This window comes from Methylovorus sp. MP688 (assembly GCF_000183115.1).
In the GTDB taxonomy this organism is placed as follows: domain Bacteria; phylum Pseudomonadota; class Gammaproteobacteria; order Burkholderiales; family Methylophilaceae; genus Methylovorus; species Methylovorus glucosotrophus.
In genome coordinates this window covers 2,049,718-2,068,946 of record NC_014733.1, presented here as the reverse complement: position 1 = coordinate 2,068,946, position 19,229 = coordinate 2,049,718, and the positions used below count along the sequence as shown (strand labels likewise).

Genomic DNA, 19,229 nt, shown 5'->3' with positions numbered 1-19,229 from the left:
GAGCGATCATTCTAGAATGATCGCTCAAGCTGAGTTGGAGTGAGTAAAAATGGCGCGTTGCAGAACTGAGCCGGTGAAAAACGGACATACTGCACAATGCCGTGTGCTGGCAGAATCGCTTTGATGCCGTCCGAAGAAAACACCATGCGCTTGCCTCTTCATAAGGAAAACACGATCACCATGATGCTTTTACCCCTGATGCACTGGGCCCGCAGGCGCTAATGAAAACTTACCGTCATCTGGTGGCTTGCGAGCATTGCGACAGCATTTACACGCGTGCCCCATTGGCAGCCGGGCAAGTCGCACGCTGTGAGCGCTGTGATGCGATTCTTTATCGCGCCAGCCGGCTGGATGTGGATCGCTGGCTGGCACTGACCATCGCCGCGGCCATCGTGTTTGTGATGGCGAATGTTTGTCCGGTGATCTACATCAGCTTCAAGGGCTTGCATAACGAAGCCACGTTATGGGCATCCGCAGCAGCACTGGCGCATGGCCCGGCGGCGCCGATTTCGGTGCCCACGGCCATGTCCATCATTATTGTGCCGTTTTTGCAGATCAGTCTGCTGGGCTGGGTGCTGTCGTATGCGCGCTTTGGAAAACGTGCCCCGGGCTTTGAGCGCGCTATGCGCATGCTGGTGGCATTGCGGCCATGGAGCATGGTCGAAGTCTGCCTGCTGGGCATACTGGTGGCGGTCATCAAGCTTTCCGGCTTTTTGCAGGTGGCGCCGGGCGCGGGTATCTGGGCGACCGCCTTGCTGATGATCTTGCTGACCATCATCGCCAATCGCGATATCCACTGGCTATGGGATATCACCGAACCGGCACGTGCCGCCGAGGAAGCAAGGGCATGACAGGCCCGGTATCCGCCCATCACCTGGGTGTTATCAGCTGCCATGCCTGCGGGCTGGTGTGCGAAGATACGCTCACCAGGGCAACTGCGTCATCCCGTCTTGCGCCCGAGATAGACCCCCATGTGGACTGCCCGCGCTGCGGCGCCCCCTTGCACCGGCGGCGCCCCAACAGTATCCCGCGGGCATGGGCTTTGCTGCTGGCGGGCCTGATTTTTTACATACCGGCCAATGTGCTGCCGGTGATGTACACCAGCCTGATGGGCAGTGGCAGCGAGAACACCATCATGCAAGGGGTGATCGAGTTCTGGAAATCCGGTTCCTATGGCATTGCCCTGGTCATTTTTATTGCCAGCGTGCTGGTGCCGTGTACCAAGTTTGTGGTGCTGGGCGTGCTGTTTGCCACATCGCAACGCCGCAGCCGCTGGGCCATGAAGGAGCGTGCCAAGCTTTACAGGCTGGTGGAGCTGGTTGGCTACTGGTCCATGCTGGATGTGCTGGTGGTGGCCATTGTGGCGGCTCTGGTCAAGTTTCAGGGCTTGAGTGACATTGAGCCGCGCATCGGCATTCTTTTCTTCGGCATGGTCGTCATCATGACCATGCTTTCTGCCATGAGTTTTGACCCGCGTTTGATATGGGATGGTGACAACGAATGACCAACACAACGGATACACAGCTGCAACCCGGGCAACCCGCCATCCACCGCCGACGCTGGGGGATTTCGCTGATATGGATCGTGCCCATCGTAGCGGCTGCCATCGGCATCTCCATGCTGGTGCATGCCTGGCTGTCAGAAGGGCCCGAGATCACCATCCTCTTTCGCACGGCCACGGGACTGGAAGCGGGTAAAACTCCGGTCAAATACAAGGACGTCACCGTCGGTGCCGTCACCGCCATTACCCTCAGCGAAGATGGCTCGCACGTGAAGGTCAAGGTCGCCCTGATGCAAAGCGCTAAAAGCCTGACCAGCAAGGATAGCCGCTTCTGGGTCGTGCGTCCGCGCATCGGTGCCAGCGGAATTTCCGGGGTGGATACCCTGCTGTCGGGCGCTTATATCGGTGTGGACAAGGGGCAGGCCGAAGAAACCTCCAGTGAATTTACCGGACTGGAAATGCCGCCGCCGGTGGTGGGCGATATGCCGGGCAAATCTTTCATCTTGAAGAGTGAGGATCTGGGCTCGCTGGATATTGGTTCCCCGGTCTATTACCGGCGGATTCAGGTTGGGCGCGTGGCATCCTATCAGTTGGGCGAGACCGGTCAGGACATCAAGCTGCAAATCTTCATTGATGCGCCTTATGACCGCTATGTCACCACGGATACCCGCTTCTGGAATGCGAGTGGCGTCGATGTATCGCTGGGCGCCGATGGCCTCAAGCTCAAGACCCAATCCGTCGCGACCATTGTGGCGGGCGGCGTGGCCTTTGCCTCGCCCATGGGCAGTCAGGCTAGTCCGGCAGACAAGGATACCGAATTTACCCTGACTGCCGATCAGGATACGGCGATGGCGCCGCCTGATGGTCAGGCGCAATACATCCAGCTCAAATTCGACCAATCGCTGCGCGGACTTTCCTTAGGAGCTCCCGTGCAGTTTTCAGGTGTGGATCTGGGGCGGGTGGTTTCCATCAACCTGGATTACGACCCGGTCAAACATCGCTTTCCGACGGTAGTCGGGGTGCTGGTGTACCCGGAGCGCATGGGGCGCGTGCTGGACAAGTTGCCGAAACTGGAAGGTGATAATGACAGGCAGGCTGCCGTCTTCATGCACGCCATGGTCAAGCAGGGGTTGCGTGCCCAGGCACGGCTGGGCAACATTCTGACCGGGCAACTCTATATCGCCATGGATTTTGTCCCCAATGCGCCCAAAGCTGAGATGGATGTTAACGCCCGCCCGATCAACTTGCCGACCATCAATGGCAGCTTTGACCGCATGCAGGAGCAGATTGCCAATATCGTCACCAAAATCGAAAAAATGCCGCTGGATTCGATCGCCAAGCACCTGGATGCCTCACTGGTGAATCTGGACAAGACCCTGACCCAGGTTAATACGCATGTCTTGCCCGAAACCACGCAGACCCTGCAGCAAACACGTCAAACCATGCAGGATGCCGGCCAGACCATGCAGCAAGCCAGACAAACCCTGAGCGGGGTGGATAATGTACTGGCGGACGATGCTCCCCTGTCGCAGAATCTGGGACAAACCCTGCAAGAGGTGCAGCGCACCTCCCGCTCATTGCGCGAGCTGACCGATCTGCTGGGGCGTCATCCCGAATCGCTGCTGCGCGGGCGACCGGCTGATCCTGCCCAGATGAGCAAGCCCGTCGCACCTACCCCACAAGAGGAGTCCAAGCCATGATCCACCGTCTTGCCCTGAGTTGCCTGGCCGCCCTTGCCCTGGGTGCCTGTGCATCTTCGACGCCAGTGCATTACCACACGTTACTGGCACCGGTGGCGCCCACACAAGTGGCGTCCGCTGCTGCCCCTTTCCTGATTGAAGTGCTGCCTGTGGGCATTCCACCGCAGCTCGATCAATCGCAGCTGGTGGTCAGGCAAGGCAGCAGCCAGGTCGCCGTGGTGGATGGTGAACGCTGGGCGGGACCGCTGGCGGATGAATTCCGCAATGCGCTTTCCGCGCAACTGACCCAACGCCTGCAGACGCAGGATGTAGCGGGGCTGGCCGCCCCCAAGGATCAGCCCGTATTGCGCATCAAGGTGCAGGTGCGCCGGCTGGATGCCTGGCCGGGCCAATCAGTACAACTGGAGGCAGACTGGAGCCTGGGCATGGCTCATCAGCCCGGCAATCCGCGTTTCCTTTGTCATGGCCAGTTTCAGGAGCCTGCTGCCGGTGGCTATGCCGAGCTGGTGCAAGCCCAGCAGCGCAGCATTGCGGCCTTGGCTGCCCGTGTAGCCGAGCAGGCGCAGGCATGGGCCAGCAGCCAGACGGCAAGCTGCCGTTAAGCCGGGGCCGAAAGCCAGCCCATGCATAAAGAAAATATCGCCACAGGCAAGGCCGCAGTCAGCCTGCCCGACGTGCTCGAACTCAGCCCCATCGCGCACAACTCGTCCGCCTATACGGCAGCCGTCGCGCTACGTCATGCCATCCTGCGCGCGCCGCTTGGGTTGGCTTTTACCGCGGAGCAGCTGGCGGCAGAGGCCGATGCCTGGCATCTGGGTGCTTTTCTTGATGGTCGCCTGGTTGGCTGCCTGCTACTCAAACCGCTGGTGTCCGGTGAGCTGCAGATGCGCCAGGTAGCGGTTGAGCAGGCACTGCAAGGTCAAGGCATAGGCCGTCAGCTGGTGAACCATGCCGAGGCTTATGCCCGCCAGCAGGGCTATACCACGATGCGGCTGCATGCCCGTGAAAACGCCGTGCCTTTTTATCAACGCCTGGACTACCGCCTGCAAGGCGAGCCGTTCATGGAGATCGGCATTTCGCACTGGCTCATGCTGAAGCAACTATGATGCTGCCCGCCTGGTCAACTGTTGCCATGGCAACAGTTGCGGTGCAGAAAAACTGCTGCAATAGGAACAGTCATGGCCGTTTTTTTCGGTAATATGCCGAACTCACGTGGGTTTTTCCTCAGGCACGATCTTTGCCATGCAGTTGGGGTTGATCAATTTATTTAGTGGAAACAGATATGGCAAACATTATTGGGGTGTCAGGCAGCATTACCAGCCCATCCAGAACCAGGGCATTGGTCGAAACCATTGTCACCAAGGCCACCCAGCGGCTGCACGCATCCGGCGATGTAGTGGATATTGCGCAGCTGATTGATGTGCTCGGCACCACCGTCAGTTTTAATGACTTTCCTGAGGCGATTCAGACGGCGCACGACAAATTGCGCAATGCAGAGCTGATCGTGATTGCCAGCCCCGTATACAAGGCTTCTTATACCGGCTTGATGAAGCATTTCTTTGATCTGCTCGACCCCAAGGCGCTGAATGGCAAGGTGGCGATTCTGGCGGCCACGGGCGGCAGCGATCAGCATGCCTCCATTCTCGATTACCAGTTGCGCACCCTGGCCAGCTTCTTCGGTCTCTACACCGTGCCCACGGCCATCTATGCCAAGGACTCGGAATTCACCAACTACAAACTGACCAGCGAAGCCATTGAGCAGCGCATTGATGTGGCGCTTGAGCAGGCGGCTTTATTGCTCGCCCGTCCCGCGCCGCAAGCACTGGTCGCTTAAAAATGCGGGTGGGTGGCTGCGACACTATGCCGCATTCCCAACCGCTGGGGTTTCTATAGAATGGATTGCGCTAAAGTAAGGAGAAGATGGCTGGGGGATTCGCCGCCCCCAGCCATTCTTTTTTAGCTTGTGAGGCTGGCCTGATGCGCAGCCAACAGCGCGTCGAACTCGGCAATCGGCACCGGTTTGCTGAGCAGATAGCCCTGATACGACAGGCAGCCCATATCCGCCAGAAACTGGCGATGCTGTTCGGTTTCCACGCCCTCCGCAATCACATGCAGATGCATGGCCTGGCCCAGAGCCACCAGCGTTTGCACAATCGCCACATCGTTGGCATCGGTCAGCATGTCACGCACAAACGATTGGTCTATCTTCAGCTGGTCCAGCGGCAGTTTTTTCAGGTAGCTGAGGGAGGAATAGCCGGTGCCAAAGTCATCCAGTGACAATCCCACGCCTTTGGCTTTCAAGGCGTGCATTTTCGAGATGATGTCATTCACATCATTAACCAGCATGCTTTCAGTCAGCTCCAGCTTGAGCAGGGCCGGGTTGATGCCGGAGCGCTCAATCACCGACACCACCTGGCTGACATAATCCGGCTGCTTGAATTGCAAGGCGCTGACGTTGACCGCGATGGACAGATGCGCGGTAGACGGATGTTTTGACCATAGCATGAGTTGCGCGCAGGCCATGCCCAGCACCCAGTGCCCGATCGGCAGGATCAGCCCGGTTTCCTCTGCCAGCGGTATAAAGTCAGCGGGCGAGACCATGCCTTTGACCGGATGCCGCCAGCGCAGCAGGGCTTCGGCGCCGACAATGCGACCATCGTCACCGGCTTGTGGCTGGTAGTAAAGAATGAGCTGGTTGGCGAGCAGAGCTTTGCGCAGGTCCGATTCCAGCGCATTGCGCTCGGCGAGGTTGGCCTGCATGACCCAGACCATGGCATACAGCACGGCGGTGATGATGAAGTTGTGAAACCAGGTGCCGGGGATGCGCACATCATTGCCCAGCATATAGGGGGAGGTGATGCCCCAGTTGCTGCTGGCAAAGCAGGCAAAGGCGATGAGACCTGCCGTGACCATGCCGTGCCTGAGCCAGGGGCTTTCTCCCTTGAAGGCTAATGATGCGAACAGCGCAATGACGAGAAAGTAGTTCTGATTGGAACGCGGTGCTTCAGCACTGGGCACATCCAGAAACAGGCAAAACAGGCAGAGCACCGTATATACCGAGGAAAACAGCAGGATGGCCGCAACCTTGATGCGTCCAAGATAGGTCAGCCGTGCCGTGATGGCGGAAACCAGAATGGAGAACAGGTTAAGGCAGCAGATGGGCCAGTTTTGATGAAATGCAAAGTAGATGCCCCAGAACACGGAAATGCCGCCTAGCACAGCAGAGCCGAGCAGCAGCGCACGCCGCATGCGCAAAGAATGCCTGATATGTGGCTGTACCTCCATTCCCCAAGCCCCCACCGGATGTTATTTGACGTTATTGATGCCGGAAGATCTTGCTGCCATCTGCCAGGGCAGATGCTTCAGATAATAGCGTGAATTCATGGCCTTGAGTGCAAGCCCCGGGTTTGCATAGGCATGGTCAGGACAAGGGATGTTCACATGACCATGCGCCCGATGATTAGCAGCGGAAATCCTGCAATAAATGCAGGCTTGCCTGGGTGGCTTTCCCTCTTTTTGCGGGATTTTCAGGCAATCTGCAGTCTCATTTTTTCACAAACAGGTTTTTTGTTAACTAAGGTAATGATTTTTAAAGATATTTAATTGACATGCTCTTTCGGCGTTCGCGGGCACGGTCCTTGATACATATTGCAGGCTATCAATGGGATAGCGCCTGAAAACAATAAAAACAACTGACCCAAGAGTGATGCATGAACACAATAGCAAGCCCTGACACCACGCACGCGCAGAAGGCCGGGAGTTCGTCCTTTCTGCGCTTTATCAATCTGTACCTGTTCTTTTTCTATTTTTCAGGGGTGACGCATGTGCTCCTGCAAATGACGGATGCGACAATTTTTATTGGCTTCCGCCAGGCGGTGTACATGAGTTTTCTCTGGCTGGTGCCGGGGCTGCTGTTCCCCCGGCATACCAGGGTCATCGCCGCCGTCATCGGTGTTGTGCTGTGGGCGACGTCTTTACTGAGCCTCGCGTACTTCTGCGTGTATCACCAGGAGTTCTCGCAGAGCGTGCTGTATATCCTGTTTGAATCCAACCCTGCCGAATCGTCCGAATATGTCTCGCAGTATTTCAAGTGGTGGATGCCGCTGGTCTATCTGGCGCACACGCTGGTAGCGTGGCTGTTGTGGCGGCGCGTGCAGCCGCTGGAGTTTTCATGGCGGGGCAAGCTGGTGGCTTGCCTGTTGATCATTGTGCCCATACACGTGCTGCCGGTTATACAGGATCGCTTAATCAGCCATCAAAGCTGGGACCAGGTCATCGACCACATGCAGCGCCGTATGGAGCCTGCGGAACCGTGGCAACTGGTCATGGGCTATTTCCAGTATCGGCGCCAGCTCGGCAATATGCAGGCGTTGCTGGAAAAAAACAGCGCCTTGCCGCCACTCGCCAACCTGCAGGATCAATACGCAGGCAAGCCTGGCACGCTGGTGCTGGTGATCGGCGAGTCCTCCACCCGCTTGCACTGGGGTTTGTATGGCTATCCGCGCGATACCACGCCTAATCTCGACAAGATGAAAGACCAGCTCAGCATCTTTACCCGTGTGGTGTCGCCACGTGCCTCGACTATCGAAGTGCTGGAGCAGGCGCTGACCTTTGCTGACCGCGATAATCCGGATGCCGTCATGACCAAGCCTTCGATCATGAATCTCATGAAGCAGGCGGGCTACAAGACCTTCTGGATTACCAACCAGCAGACCATCACCAAACGCAACACCATGCTGGCTTATTTCTCTCAGCTGGCCGATGTGCAGCGCTACACCAACAACACGCGCTACCAGAACTCGCGCGAATACGACAGCAATGTGTTCAAGCCGTTTGAGTCCGCGCTGGCTGACCCGGCACAGCGCAAATTCATCGTCGTCCACCTCCTGGGCACGCACATGAAGTACGAATACCGCTATCCGCCCCAGTTCGATTACTTCAAGGACCGCACCGGTCTGCCCGATTGGCTGGATGACCCCAAGGCGCAGGTCGTCAACACCTATGACAATGCCGTGCGCTACAACGACTACGTGCTGGCCACCCTGCTGAAAACCCTGCAGGCCAAAGGCGAGCGCAGCATGCTGACCTTCATGTCCGACCACGGCGAAGATGTTTACGATACGCCTCCACATGAGTTTGTCGGCCGCAATGAAGGCAATCCTACTCTGCCCATGTTTGCCATCCCCATGTTTGTCTGGACCTCGGATCAGTGGAAACAGGACAACCCGCAGGATCTGGGCTTTGCCTTGAATCGTGAATACAGCACGGCGTATTTCGAGCAAACCTGGTCTGACTTGGCTGGCCTGCATTACACCGGCTTTGACCCCAGCAAGAGCCTGGTCAATACCGCCTTTGTGCAGCGGCCGACTTGGGTGGGCGATCCGACTTTCCGCGCCGGCATGCGCGAGATTCAGCAGCCAGCGCTGCCATCGAGCCAACTGGCCGACCATGAGGAAAGCAAAACCGTTATACGCTGATGCAGGATGAGGACATGGCGGCCATCATGCCGCCTTGGCCCCTGGCGAAAGATACCAACAGCAAGGAGTGTTACGTGCGTTACCCCCGTTTATATATCGGTCTTATTCTCGCAAGCCTTGCGCTGCATGCCTCGGCAGAAGGGCTTCCACTGGTGGTAAAGGTAGAAGGTGTGAAGAATGACAAGGGCAATATCCGGGCGGCTTTATATGACAAGGCCCAAACCTTCCGCAAGGAAGCCGAAGCGGTCGCCGTCGTGCAGCAAGCTGCCAGCCCCGGCGAAGTCATCTTGCGCTGGAATGATCTCAAGCCCGGCCGCTACGCCGTGGTGGTGTATCACGACGAAGATGCCAACGGCGAACTGAACCGCCGCTTTGGCATGTTCCCCACCGAAGGCTATGGGCTATCGAACAATCCCAAGGTATCCGGCCCGCCGCCGTTTGAGCCCAGCGCATTTGAGTTGAATAGTCCGACTGAAATCACGGTTGATTTACGCTATTAGTCGTTGAGTATCGCTCACTGCTAACCCAGTAGTACTTGGCCCGGATGCTGGTTACCGGGCCTGCTTCCCTTTTTACCGTCGCTTTTTTCTTCGCTTAAGTACCGGGCGCGTTGCCTCTGCTGTTTCCCTTGTCAGATGACATTCATCCATCCCTGCGGGATGTAATAACAGAACTTGCACACCCCTCTGAAAAACCCTGCAAGCAATGTGGGTTAATGGCAGCTTTACACAAAGTCTCGCTATGTAAAATTATTTAAAATCATTAACTTGTATATTTCTTCCCGTCTGGAACAGCGCTTGCTCAAGTTCAAGTAACTTTTCTAACAGGCGCTTTTCCATGTCCAGCTCGCGTTATCCCACCCTGATGATTTTTCTGCACTGGCTTACCTTGTTTCTGATTGTGCTGGTGGTGTTCACCGTATTGGGAAGAGAGCTGGTGGAGACTAAAGCTACCCGGCAGCTTTTGTTGGGCATACATCAATCCCTTGCCTTGTTGATTCCCATCATCGCGCTCATACGCCTGGCACTGCGCCTCACCCGACGGCAACGCATCCCGCGATATGACTGGGGCCTGCTGCAGGATTTTCTGGTGAAACGTGTCCATGGTTTGCTTTATCTCGGCATGCTGGCGATCCCTGTGCTGGGCTGGGCCTTGGTCAACGCCAAGGGCCACGTGGCCAGTTTGCTATGGGTATTGCCGCTGCCCGAGCTCACAGCCGCCGATATGGATATGGCCGATCAACTGGCGGAATGGCATGAAACCGCCGCCTGGCTATTCCTTGGACTCATCGGCCTGCATGCCCTTGCTGCCCTCTGGCATCACTACCACAAGAAGGACGATGTCCTTCGCGCCATGCTTCCTTAACCACTTCCATAATAAAGAAAGGATGTTTGTATGTTCACCACCCTGTTCAAATCCACACTGAGGGGGTCTTTGCTTGTCTGCGCAGGGCTTCTTCCATGGCAGGCGGCCCAAGCGGTTCCCAGTTTTGCCCGGCAAACCGGCGAAGAGTGTATTGCCTGTCATATTGGTGGCTTCGGCCCTCAACTGACGCCGCATGGCATGCAGTTCAAACTGAGCGGTTATACCGATACCGACGGCAAGGGCACCAAAGTGCCGTTGTCCGCGATGCTGGTGCAGGGTTTTACCAATACGTCAAAAGACCAGACCGAAGATGCCCAGCCGCATTTTGGCAAAAACAACAATCTCTCGCTGCAGGAAGTGTCGATGTTCATCGCCGGCCGTTTCAGTGATCACGTCGGCGCTTTTGTACAGATCACGGGGAATGATTTTGACCGCCGGTTTGGCATGGATAACATGGATATTCGCGTGGCAGATACCCGTCAGCTTGGCGACAAGGATTTCACCTATGGTATTTCGCTGAATAACAACCCGACGGTCCAGGATCCTTTCAATACTCTGAATGGCTGGAAGTTTCCCTATATGTCTTCTGAATTGGCTCCCGGGCCTGCGGCCTCGCCAATTATCAATGGCGCGCTGGAGCAGCAGGTATTGGGCGCTACTGCGTATGCGTTTTATGACAACAGCTTTTATGCCGAGCTTGGCGGTTACCAAACGCTCTCACGTTCATTACGCAACAAAATCAATGTCGGTGAGGATGGCAATATTTCAGGTACAGCACCTTACTGGCGGGTTGCCTATTTCAAAAACCTCAAAAAGCAGGCATTTCATTTTGGCGCGTTTGGCATGCAAGCGAATGTGGAGCCTGACTTCCTGAGTGGTCCAACAGACCGCTATCGCGATGTGGGGGTGGACGCTTCCTACCAATATCTGGGTACGCGTGAACATATCTTCACCCTCAACACCAGCTACATTGATGAGCGCCGCACGCTGAATAATTCGTTTGCCGCGGGTGGGGCGAGTGACCGGCATGGGGATTTGCAACGATTTGATATCGCAGGTAGTTATCACTACCTGAACACCTATGGCATCACCCTGGGCGCCTTTGATATACGTGGCAACAAGGATGACCTGCTTTACAACACCGGCGAAGCCGATAGCGGCAGTATCAAGGGATCACCCAACAGTCGGGGCTATATTGTGCAGGCAGACTGGACCCCTTGGGGCAAGGAAGACTCCTGGGGTGCACCTTGGGCCAATCTACGCCTCGGTTTGCAATACACGGGCTATACCAAGTTCAATGGCGGCACCAACAATTACGATGGTCTGGGAAGAAATGCCAAGGATAACAACACCTTGTTCGCATTCGCCTGGGTGGCGTTTTAGGAGCGGCTCTGCATGAAACATGTGAAAAAATCGCTGCTCCGCTCCGTGGGTCTGCCTGCCACAGCCTTATGCTTCTCTCTCTATCTGGCATGTTCCTCCGCGAATGCCCATGCAGCGCCGATGGGCATGCAGGTATTCAACGAGGAGTGCGCTGAATGCCATAGCGTGAAAGAAGGTAAAAACAAGAAAGGGCCTTCTCTGTGGAATATTCTCGGGCGCAAGTCCGCCACCGTTCCTGATTTCAACTATTCCGATGCCATGAAAGCCAGTGGCATCGTCTGGACTGAGGATAGGATAGCGGCCTATATGGAACATCCCAAGAAAATTGTTCCCGGCGGCATCATGAAGTACGAAGGACTGGATGATCCCAAAGCCCGGAAAGCCCTGCTGGAATATCTGTCCACCTTGCATGGCTAATAAGGCTTGATGCTGCAATAAAAAAACCGCCTTACTGGCGGTTTTTTATTGCAGCAGACTTAAGCCGTGGTGTCGATCTGCGTACCTACCGTCGCCGATGGTGCTGGCTTGGGTGGAGGAGGGGCCGCGGTCACTTTGCTATTGTCGTTATCGCCATCGCTGTCTTTTACTGGAGGCTTGGGTTGTGCCTGGGGTGCTGGCGGTGGTGTGTAGCTGGTGCTGGTTGAGCTTCCTACTGCGGATGACATGATGATCTCCTGATTAACCATGAATAATGTGGTATTGCTGTTGATATTAACGACAGCAAGTCGCCAAAAATGAAGCCTTGCCAGATCAAATTCTTTGCTCAAATTTGCAGCCAGCATTCAAAAATTGCAGCCTATTTGTCAGCGGTCAATGTCTCCATGGGAGGTCAGGCATCACCTGGCAGTTTTTATGTCATGGCCTTGCGCTCAGTCATTCGACGTATGGAGCGCATTTGCCGGAGTCTGTTAGTTTCTTTTCCATGATGAACCGTCCTGTGGGCGGCCTGATTCATCGTCATTTGAAACTCCCCGTTGAGGCCATGCATGCATCCAGCTACAAAAGAATCCCCCTTGCCGGCTTTGGGCCTTGGCATCGTCGCCATCGTGCTGGTGGCCCTTGCCCTGCGACCTTCGATTGTCTCTGTCGGCCCGATTTTGCCGCGCATTATCGATGCGTTTGCCTTGTCGCATGCGCAGGCTTCTCTGCTGACAGCCATACCTGATTTGTTGATGGGCCTGCTGGCCTTGCCTGCGCCCTGGCTGGCGCACCGGTTTGGCCGCGACAAAACCATCGTGACAGCCCTGGCGATACTGTGTCTGTCTACCTTGGCCCGTGCTTTCGCGCCGGATACGCTGGCCTTGCTGCTGAGTACTGTTGGTGTTGGCGCAGGCATCGCCGTGACCGGCACGCTGCTCTCGGGCTACATCAAGGTGAATTACCCGACCCGCGCGGCGGGGGTGATGGGGATTTATGTGACGGGTTTGTCCTTTGGCAGCACGCTGTCTGCCGTGATTACCGCGCCCATGGCAGAGAGTGTGAGTGGCTGGCGCCTGCCCGCGGGCATCTGGTCGGTGCTGGGGCTGCTGGCAACGCTGGCCTGGGGCTACGTCTATTGGCAGCATGTGCGCACGCACGATGCCAGCCAGAAGACCGTGGCTGTGCGGGCGCCCTTGCCATGGCGCAATGCCCTGGCCTGGCGGGTTGCCGCTTTTTTTGCCTGCGTTAACCTGATTTTTTATGCCATGGTGACCTGGACGGCGGCGGTGTTTCTGGAGCATGGCCTCTCCAGCAGCATGGCCGGTGTGCTGCTGGGGTGCTTTACCGCGGCCTTCATGCTGGCAAGCCCGGTGTTCGGGGCTTACAGCAAATCACTGGATCGCCGCGTCTGGCTGGTATCCAGCGCCGTGATTACCTTGCTGGGGCTGGTGGTGATGACCGTGGCGCCGCTATGGGCGCCGGTGCCGGTGATCGCCATCACCGCCTTTGGTCTGGGCGGTGCCTTTACCCTGGGCATGACTTTGCCGCTGGATAACACCGCCAACGCGAGTGAAACCAACGCATGGACGGCATTTGTGCTCACCATTGGCTATCTTGTCGCCGCGACTGGCCCGCTGGCATTCGGCTATCTGCGCGATGTAACAGGCAGCTATGCCAGTTCGCTCTATATGCTGATTGGCATTTCCGGGTTAATGATAGGCATGGCCTGCTGGCTCAAGCCTGCCAGTGCTACAGCAGGATAAAATTCTCGGGCTTCTTCAACGGCGGCAACTCTTGCACGCCCATGGCCTGCAGCAGGTTGATTTCTATCTGGCGCGACAGCGCGTCGATGGGCAATGCATTGGGTTGCATGCTAAAGGGGGCTTCCAGCTCATCGCCCAGCGCATCCAGCCCAAAAAAGGTATACGCCGCCAGCGCGGAGGCAAAAGGCGTTACCCAGCCCAGGCTGTCAGCGAATCCAAATGGCAGCAAAAAGCAGAAGGTGTAGGCCGTGCGGTGCAGTAGCAGCGTGTAGCCAAATGGTACCGGTGTTGTCAGCAATCGCTCGCATCCGCTCTGGATGCGGGATAAATGGGCAATGGTCTGGTCAAGCAGCGAATAGGGGATATCGGTCAGGATGCCCTGGCCGCGCAAAGCGATGATTTCCCGCTGCATGTCTTCCAGGAAAGCTTCGGGCGAGCCTGTCAGACTGCGGGTGGTGAGTTGTGTTTCCAGATCTTCGCTGGCCCGCAGCTGCTGGCGCAGCGCATGGGTGAAGCCGATGGCCATGCGGAGCAATCGATCGCGGGCTTCCGCCGAGGCGGCGGTCATGATCATGCTCTGCCGCGCCAGGGTACGGGTGGTGCTCACCAGCTCGCCCCATTGCTTGCGCGCTTCCCACCAGCGGTCGTAGCAGGCATTGTTTCTGAAGGCCAGAAACACCGACAGCGCGATGCCCAGCAGGGCAAAAGGCGCGCTCTCGAAAGTGGGCAGCCAGTCGGGCCGCAGCCTGTGCGTCAGCACAATCAGCGCAGACATCACGGTAATCACCACGATACGCGGCAATATGCGCATCACGATGGAGCCGCGCACAATGAAAAACAGATGAATCAGGCTGGGGCGGTTGCGGATGATCATGGTTAGCGGCTCATAAAGATTCCATAAAGGCGAGCAAGTCGGCCAGTTCCTGCTTTTGCAGGCGTTCAACATAGGCTCGCGAAGCGCGGGCCTCACCATCATGCCAGTAAATGGCCTCAAGAAGACTTCTTGCGCGCCCATCATGCAAAAAACCGGCGCGTGGCTCGACGATGTTGGCGAGCCCTATGCCCCACAGCGGCGGCGTGCGCCATTCCGAACCGGATGCCATGAAGTCGCGCCGGTGGTCTGCCAGGCCGGGGCCCATGTCATGCAGAAGCAAGTCAGTGTAGGGGCGTATGGTTTGATTGGCGAGGGGCGTCAACACGTCCTTGCCGGTTTTAAGCTCAGGCACATGGCAAACCGCACAATGCGCCCGGCGAAAAATGCGGGCCCCGCGCATGACGGCGGCATCTGCGGTATTGCGTTGTGGCGGCACCGCCAGCATCTGCTGGTAAAACACCATGTCATCAAGCTGCGCCGCTTGCAGCTCAACACTGGGAGACTGGGCCTGCAGGCACGTGGTCTGCAAGCGTCCGCAATTGCCGGTGGGGAACACTTGGCTGGTAATGCCCATATCACCCACCAAGGCGCTGGCAGTTTGCAGCCGCAAGCTGGCGGTGTTGGCTTTCCAGCCGAAGCGCCCGGCGACCATGCGCTGGCTTTCCGGGTCCCATACTGTATTCAGCCGGCCTTTGATGCCAGCGGGTTTTTTCTGCCTGGCCAATGCCTGCAAGGTGCTTATCGGGATAGCTTCCAGCAGGCCTGCGCCATGCAGCGGCGGGGCAATGCGGGCCGAGGTAAGAACGCCGGAGTTTGGGCCTGCGTTTGTCGGTTCCGTCATCAGGGGTTCAAGCGCACCGTATGCCGGGTGCACAAATCGGATATGCGGCTGCCGCAGTTCCAGATTGCCAAGCGGTGTTGCCACTTGTCTGAAGGAATAGTGAAGGCTGGCCTCGCCTTCGCCGGGTAAGCCCGGTATGCCAAACTCGTTCAGCTGATCGCCATAGAGTGGATGTGCCACCGGGCCGCCGTGCGTGCCCACGCCGGGCACGCTCAATCGTACCAGCATGGTTTTGAGTGACTCCTCTGGACCATCGGGTGCATAGCCTCGTCCGTTTTTGGTGTGGCAGGCAATGCAGGCATTGCGGTTATAGAGCGGGCCCAGACCTGCGATGGCGGTGTCTTCTGAAGGCGGGATCACCCAGCTTTGCCGTACCAGCTGCCTGCCACGGTAAAAACGTTCGAGCTCGCTGGAGCTGAGTTGAGGAAGAGGCTGGGTATAAGCTTCCCGCAGATAAGCCGGTGCAGGCGCACGGGTCCGGTTATCTGTAGTGTCGGCAAGCGCTATGCCTGTCCAATATATCCCCAGGCATGTGCCCCACAACAAGACCCAGCGCTTCATGGACTTGCTTGTACGGTTGCCTGCTGTATCAGCGCCAGTGCGCGTGCATGGCGTTGCTGTATTTGCTGATCCCAGCGTGCTTCATATTGGGCGGCCTCCGCCTCATAGTCCGCGTTCTCCCGGCGGGCGCGGAACACGGTTTGCAGATGGGTATCTTCTGCTTCATGTTCACTGATTAATGGCATGGCGGCGAGGGACCTGGCTTCTATCAGGGCTGGGTTGGCAGCTGTTTGCTTGGCTTCGGCCTGGCGTAGCTGTTGCCACAGGCTATCCAGCGTGGCTTTGGGGCGCGTGATGCAGGCATCAAATATGGCCGATGTCAGGGCCTGACGGCTTAATAATGCTTCCAGTGTGGTCTGGTTGGCGGGGCTCACCGCTTGCGCAAACGGATTGAAATATCCCGCTGGCGCCTGCCGATAGGCCGACGCCCTGACCGGCAGTTTGCGAATATCCGGATGAAACAGCAGCGCCTGACCTGCATCTGACAGTACGAACGCCACAAACGCCTCGGCTGCCGCCAGATGGCGTGAGGACTGCAGTATGCCGACATGCGCAGGGGAATATCCCACATGGTGCGGGTAAACGAAGGTGAGCGGCTGCCCATTGGCGATAGCGGCATTGGCGAAAAAGTCGATAGTCAGGCCGACAGCGAAATGGCCACTGCTGACATCATCGGTCACGAAGGTGGAGCCTGCTGTGGCTAGCTTGGCCTGCGCGGCCATCTGCGTGATGACGCCCCAGCCTTCATTCCAGCCCAGTGCGCCCAATATGGACTCATACAGCCCGGGCGCAAAGCCCACTAGGGATGGAATGGGCAGAGTGACCTTGCCTGCCCAGGCGGGGGCGGCGATATCCTGCCAATCCGTCGGCAGTGGCAGTCCGCTCGCCTGTAACGTTTTTGGATTAACCACCATGCCATAGCCGGCAATCTCGGACGCGAAGACGCCATGATCCGGATCGGCGATCTGCGTGCCATTGATGCGCTCGGCGATGCCATCAACAGCTGGCAATTGACGCAATTGCGCCTGCTGGCGTAACTGCAGGAAGTTGCGCAATGCCGGGCTCCAGTAAACATCGACGCCACCATTGCCGGGTTCGGACAACAGTTTTTGCGCATCTGCCGATTGCCGCCAGATGACCTCCAGCCGGTATTCCGGATGCGCTTGCTCAAACGCCGCCTCAAACTGGCTGACCATCTCCTGCGGGTAACTGGTCAGCACCACAAGACGCTCTTCGGCGCGAGCTTGCACGCTGATGGATGCGATGCCTAGCGCCAGCAGCCAAAGGCCAATTGGTTGGAATTGTTTGATCAAGCGCATATCCGGCCTCAGAAACGACGGGTGACGTTAAAAAACATATTGCGGCCAGGCATGGGGTAGCCTTCAATGTAGGTGTAGTTGCGATCGAACAGATTGTTGATGCCGAACTCCCCACTCCAGAGAGCGGATGGCTGGTACACCACTTTGGTATTGGCAATGCCAAAGCCGCCCGAAACCCGGGTGCCAGTGGTGGAGCTATAGCGCGAGGAGTTAACTTCAGTGCTGGCTACCAGCGACCACATGTCATTGGCCTGCCATTTGCCATAGCCAAACAACTTCTCACGCGGGATGTCCGTCAGCTTGTCATCGCTGCTTTTGTTATCCCGGTCCAGATAGGTGTAATTGGCGCCGATTTCCAGAGCATCGGTGGGGAAGACGGCAAAACCGAGTTCCGTTCCCGAGGTAAGGACTTTGCCCACATTGCGGAACTGAGAGCACTGGCTGCCGCTAGAGCAGGCGCTATTCGGGAGGTTGACTGCCTGAATAAGGCCGGTGGTGTCGTAATAGAACACGCTCGCCATTAGTTTGAGTTTCGATGTCACAAAGCCGGAAGCCCCCAGCTCGTAGTTGGTGGAGAATTCCGTGTCGAGATCAGGATTGGGCACGGCTCGGCCAAAGCGGCCAGAGTAGCGATCCTTCATGGTGGGGAAGCGGCTCTTGCGTGCGATGGTGGCGTGGACTTCATCCGTTGCATTGGGCTTGTAGAACAGGCCTGCTTGCGGATTCCAGGAATCGGCGTCGCCTTTCTTGAAATCGTAAAGCTGGTTGGCATTGTTCAGGCCTTCGGCCTCGAGTGTTTCGCGACGGTCGCGGCTCACCCCCAGCACCAGGGCCAGTTTTTCCGTAATCTGGTGCGTGTCTTCCACCGCCAGCGAGGTCGTTCTGTCTTCAAAATTCTGAACCGGGTTGCCCTTGTTGTGTTCCTCGTGTTTGTCCTGTTTGATGTGTAGCGCAAACTTCAGGGTGTTCTGCTGGTTGATGGTGGTGCCGAATTCGGTGCTGGCGCCATAGCTGTGGTCGTTGTAGATGCTGGTGAAGGCATAACTGCGCGTCATGGACGAGTAACGGGCATCGTCGTAGCTGTTCAGCACATTGCTGAATTTGTCGTAAAACGCACGCACTTTCAGATAAGACGATTGGCCGATACCGGTGCGTGAGATGAAGTAAAGACTGTCTTTATCCCACTCGGGCCAGCGCCAGTAGCGGATGGACTGTGTGCTGTCTGAGCCGGCATATACCGGATTGCCTTTTGAGCCGCGCTGGCTGATGTAATTCAGGCTGTATTCATCGCCCTCACGCGGGGTAAAGCCGATTTTGAGGTTGATCTTGCCATCCTGCGTGTAGGAGTTATCGCGCACGCCGCCGTCCTCATAGGTGGTGGGCTTGAAGTCGGATGACATTCGGTAGCGGTTGGTGTCCAGCATGGAGCCACTGGCTTGCCAGTACCAGGTGCCATAGTTGCCCCCGGCATTGATGTCGGTGCGGTAACCGTTGTATTTGAAATCTTTGTCGGTCTTGAGCCCAACCGTAACATCACCTTCAAACTCTCTGGAGGGTTTGCGACTGACCAGATTGATGGCTCCGCCCAAGGTATTGGGGCCATATAGCACCGAGCTGAAACCTTTGGCGACCTGCACGCTGGCAAGGTCAAAGGTATTGAAGCGCGCCAGGTCCACATAGCCGTCATACGAGACATAGACCGGAACGCCATCAATGAAAACAGGCACTTGTCTTAAGTCAAAGCCACGCAACTGCAAGGTTTGCTCGTTGCGTGGACCGCCCTCGGAAAGAGCCACGCCGGGCAGGGTATTGACGGCGGTTCCCACGGTTTCGCGGTTCAGCAGACGCATCTGACGTTGAGTGACGGTGTCGCTGGAGCCGGTGACAGCGCTGTCGTTCGGGGCGGTGACCAGGACCTCCCCCAGGTTGAAAGTATTGATGTCTGCGGCTTGCGCTGTCAGCGCCATACCTCCCAGTATGGCGGCGGTCAGGCGCGCATGCTTGTTTCTGTTGAGCTTCATAGGA

The 19,229-nt window shown here is 57.0% G+C and carries 19 protein-coding genes; 13 read left to right on the top strand and 6 right to left on the bottom strand.

Features of this window, described 5'->3' with window-relative positions; all coding sequences use genetic code 11:
- Positions 1-221 precede the first annotated feature (221 nt).
- From MPQ_RS09780 to MPQ_RS09755, 6 genes are all read left to right on the top strand, one after another.
- Positions 222-851 (top strand): paraquat-inducible protein A, encoded by a 630-nt coding sequence (locus tag MPQ_RS09780; RefSeq protein WP_013442775.1) that lies wholly within the window; start codon positions 222-224, stop codon positions 849-851.
- Positions 848-1,504, top strand: coding sequence for a paraquat-inducible protein A (locus MPQ_RS09775; protein ID WP_013442774.1), 657 nt, complete (start codon positions 848-850; stop codon positions 1,502-1,504). Before MPQ_RS09780 ends, MPQ_RS09775 begins: the two co-directional genes overlap by 4 nt.
- Positions 1,501-3,201 (top strand): intermembrane transport protein PqiB, encoded by a 1,701-nt coding sequence (locus MPQ_RS09770; RefSeq protein ID WP_013442773.1) that lies wholly within the window; start codon positions 1,501-1,503, stop codon positions 3,199-3,201. The genes MPQ_RS09775 and MPQ_RS09770 overlap by 4 nt, the downstream gene beginning before the upstream one ends.
- Positions 3,198-3,803: a membrane integrity-associated transporter subunit PqiC gene (locus MPQ_RS09765; protein ID WP_013442772.1), complete on the top strand. Its 606-nt coding sequence runs from the start codon at positions 3,198-3,200 to the stop codon at positions 3,801-3,803. Before MPQ_RS09770 ends, MPQ_RS09765 begins: the two co-directional genes overlap by 4 nt.
- A 21-nt stretch (positions 3,804-3,824) precedes the next feature.
- Positions 3,825-4,307, top strand: a complete 483-nt coding sequence (locus MPQ_RS09760; protein ID WP_013442771.1) for a GNAT family N-acetyltransferase — start codon at positions 3,825-3,827, stop codon at positions 4,305-4,307.
- A gap of 176 nt (positions 4,308-4,483) precedes the next feature.
- Positions 4,484-5,035, top strand: a complete 552-nt coding sequence (locus tag MPQ_RS09755; protein ID WP_013442770.1) for an NADPH-dependent FMN reductase — start codon at positions 4,484-4,486, stop codon at positions 5,033-5,035.
- Positions 5,036-5,157: 122 nt separating this feature from the next.
- Here the strand turns inward: MPQ_RS09755 and MPQ_RS09750 are convergent, their stop codons facing one another.
- Positions 5,158-6,450 (bottom strand): bifunctional diguanylate cyclase/phosphodiesterase, encoded by a 1,293-nt coding sequence (locus tag MPQ_RS09750; protein WP_013442769.1) that lies wholly within the window; start codon positions 6,448-6,450, stop codon positions 5,158-5,160.
- A gap of 192 nt (positions 6,451-6,642) precedes the next feature.
- Between MPQ_RS09750 and MPQ_RS13955 the strand changes: the two genes are divergently transcribed.
- The 6 genes from MPQ_RS13955 (at position 6,643) to MPQ_RS09725 (ending at position 11,843) form a co-directional block, all read left to right on the top strand.
- A complete protein-coding gene (locus MPQ_RS13955; RefSeq protein ID WP_168088816.1) occupies positions 6,643-6,804 on the top strand; it encodes a hypothetical protein in 162 nt (53 codons plus the stop codon).
- A 107-nt stretch (positions 6,805-6,911) separates the two neighbouring features.
- Complete coding sequence (cptA, locus tag MPQ_RS09745; RefSeq protein WP_013442767.1) at positions 6,912-8,678, top strand: phosphoethanolamine transferase CptA; 1,767 nt, start codon at positions 6,912-6,914, stop codon at positions 8,676-8,678.
- Between the two features lie 26 nt (positions 8,679-8,704).
- Positions 8,705-9,178 carry a DUF2141 domain-containing protein gene (locus MPQ_RS09740; protein ID WP_238525298.1) on the top strand — a complete coding sequence of 158 codons (474 nt, stop codon included), beginning with the start codon at positions 8,705-8,707 and terminating at the stop codon, positions 9,176-9,178.
- A 337-nt stretch (positions 9,179-9,515) separates the two neighbouring features.
- Positions 9,516-10,043 (top strand): cytochrome b, encoded by a 528-nt coding sequence (locus MPQ_RS09735; protein WP_013442765.1) that lies wholly within the window; start codon positions 9,516-9,518, stop codon positions 10,041-10,043.
- 30 nt (positions 10,044-10,073) lie between these two features.
- Positions 10,074-11,426, top strand: a complete 1,353-nt coding sequence (locus tag MPQ_RS09730) for a hypothetical protein (protein ID WP_013442764.1) — start codon at positions 10,074-10,076, stop codon at positions 11,424-11,426.
- 12 nt (positions 11,427-11,438) lie between these two features.
- On the top strand, positions 11,439-11,843 hold the full coding sequence (locus MPQ_RS09725; protein ID WP_041362277.1) for a cytochrome c family protein: 405 nt from the start codon (positions 11,439-11,441) through the stop codon (positions 11,841-11,843).
- A 59-nt stretch (positions 11,844-11,902) separates the two neighbouring features.
- On the opposite strand, the gene MPQ_RS09720 is transcribed toward MPQ_RS09725, so the two are convergent.
- Positions 11,903-12,091 (bottom strand): hypothetical protein, encoded by a 189-nt coding sequence (locus MPQ_RS09720; RefSeq protein WP_148225286.1) that lies wholly within the window; start codon positions 12,089-12,091, stop codon positions 11,903-11,905.
- Positions 12,092-12,412: 321 nt separating this feature from the next.
- Here MPQ_RS09720 and MPQ_RS09715 point away from each other — a divergent pair, with 321 nt between their 5' ends.
- Positions 12,413-13,609, top strand: coding sequence for a CynX/NimT family MFS transporter (locus MPQ_RS09715; protein ID WP_083801065.1), 1,197 nt, complete (start codon positions 12,413-12,415; stop codon positions 13,607-13,609).
- Here MPQ_RS09715 and MPQ_RS09710 read toward each other — a convergent pair.
- From MPQ_RS09710 to MPQ_RS09695, 4 genes are read right to left on the bottom strand one after another with little or no spacing between them, the layout of a single operon-like run.
- A complete protein-coding gene (locus MPQ_RS09710; RefSeq protein WP_013442759.1) occupies positions 13,596-14,483 on the bottom strand; it encodes a bestrophin family protein in 888 nt (295 codons plus the stop codon). The two genes, MPQ_RS09715 and MPQ_RS09710, sit on opposite strands and share 14 nt — an antisense overlap.
- A gap of 10 nt (positions 14,484-14,493) precedes the next feature.
- Positions 14,494-15,885, bottom strand: coding sequence for a di-heme oxidoredictase family protein (locus MPQ_RS09705; RefSeq protein WP_013442758.1), 1,392 nt, complete (start codon positions 15,883-15,885; stop codon positions 14,494-14,496).
- The gene (locus tag MPQ_RS09700; protein WP_168088814.1) at positions 15,882-17,198 is read right to left on the bottom strand and encodes an ABC transporter substrate-binding protein; all 1,317 of its coding nucleotides are present in this window, start codon (positions 17,196-17,198) and stop codon (positions 15,882-15,884) included. The genes MPQ_RS09705 and MPQ_RS09700 overlap by 4 nt, the downstream gene beginning before the upstream one ends.
- A gap of 14 nt (positions 17,199-17,212) precedes the next feature.
- Positions 17,213-19,225, bottom strand: a complete 2,013-nt coding sequence (locus tag MPQ_RS09695; protein WP_013442756.1) for a TonB-dependent siderophore receptor — start codon at positions 19,223-19,225, stop codon at positions 17,213-17,215.
- Positions 19,226-19,229 lie beyond the last annotated feature (4 nt).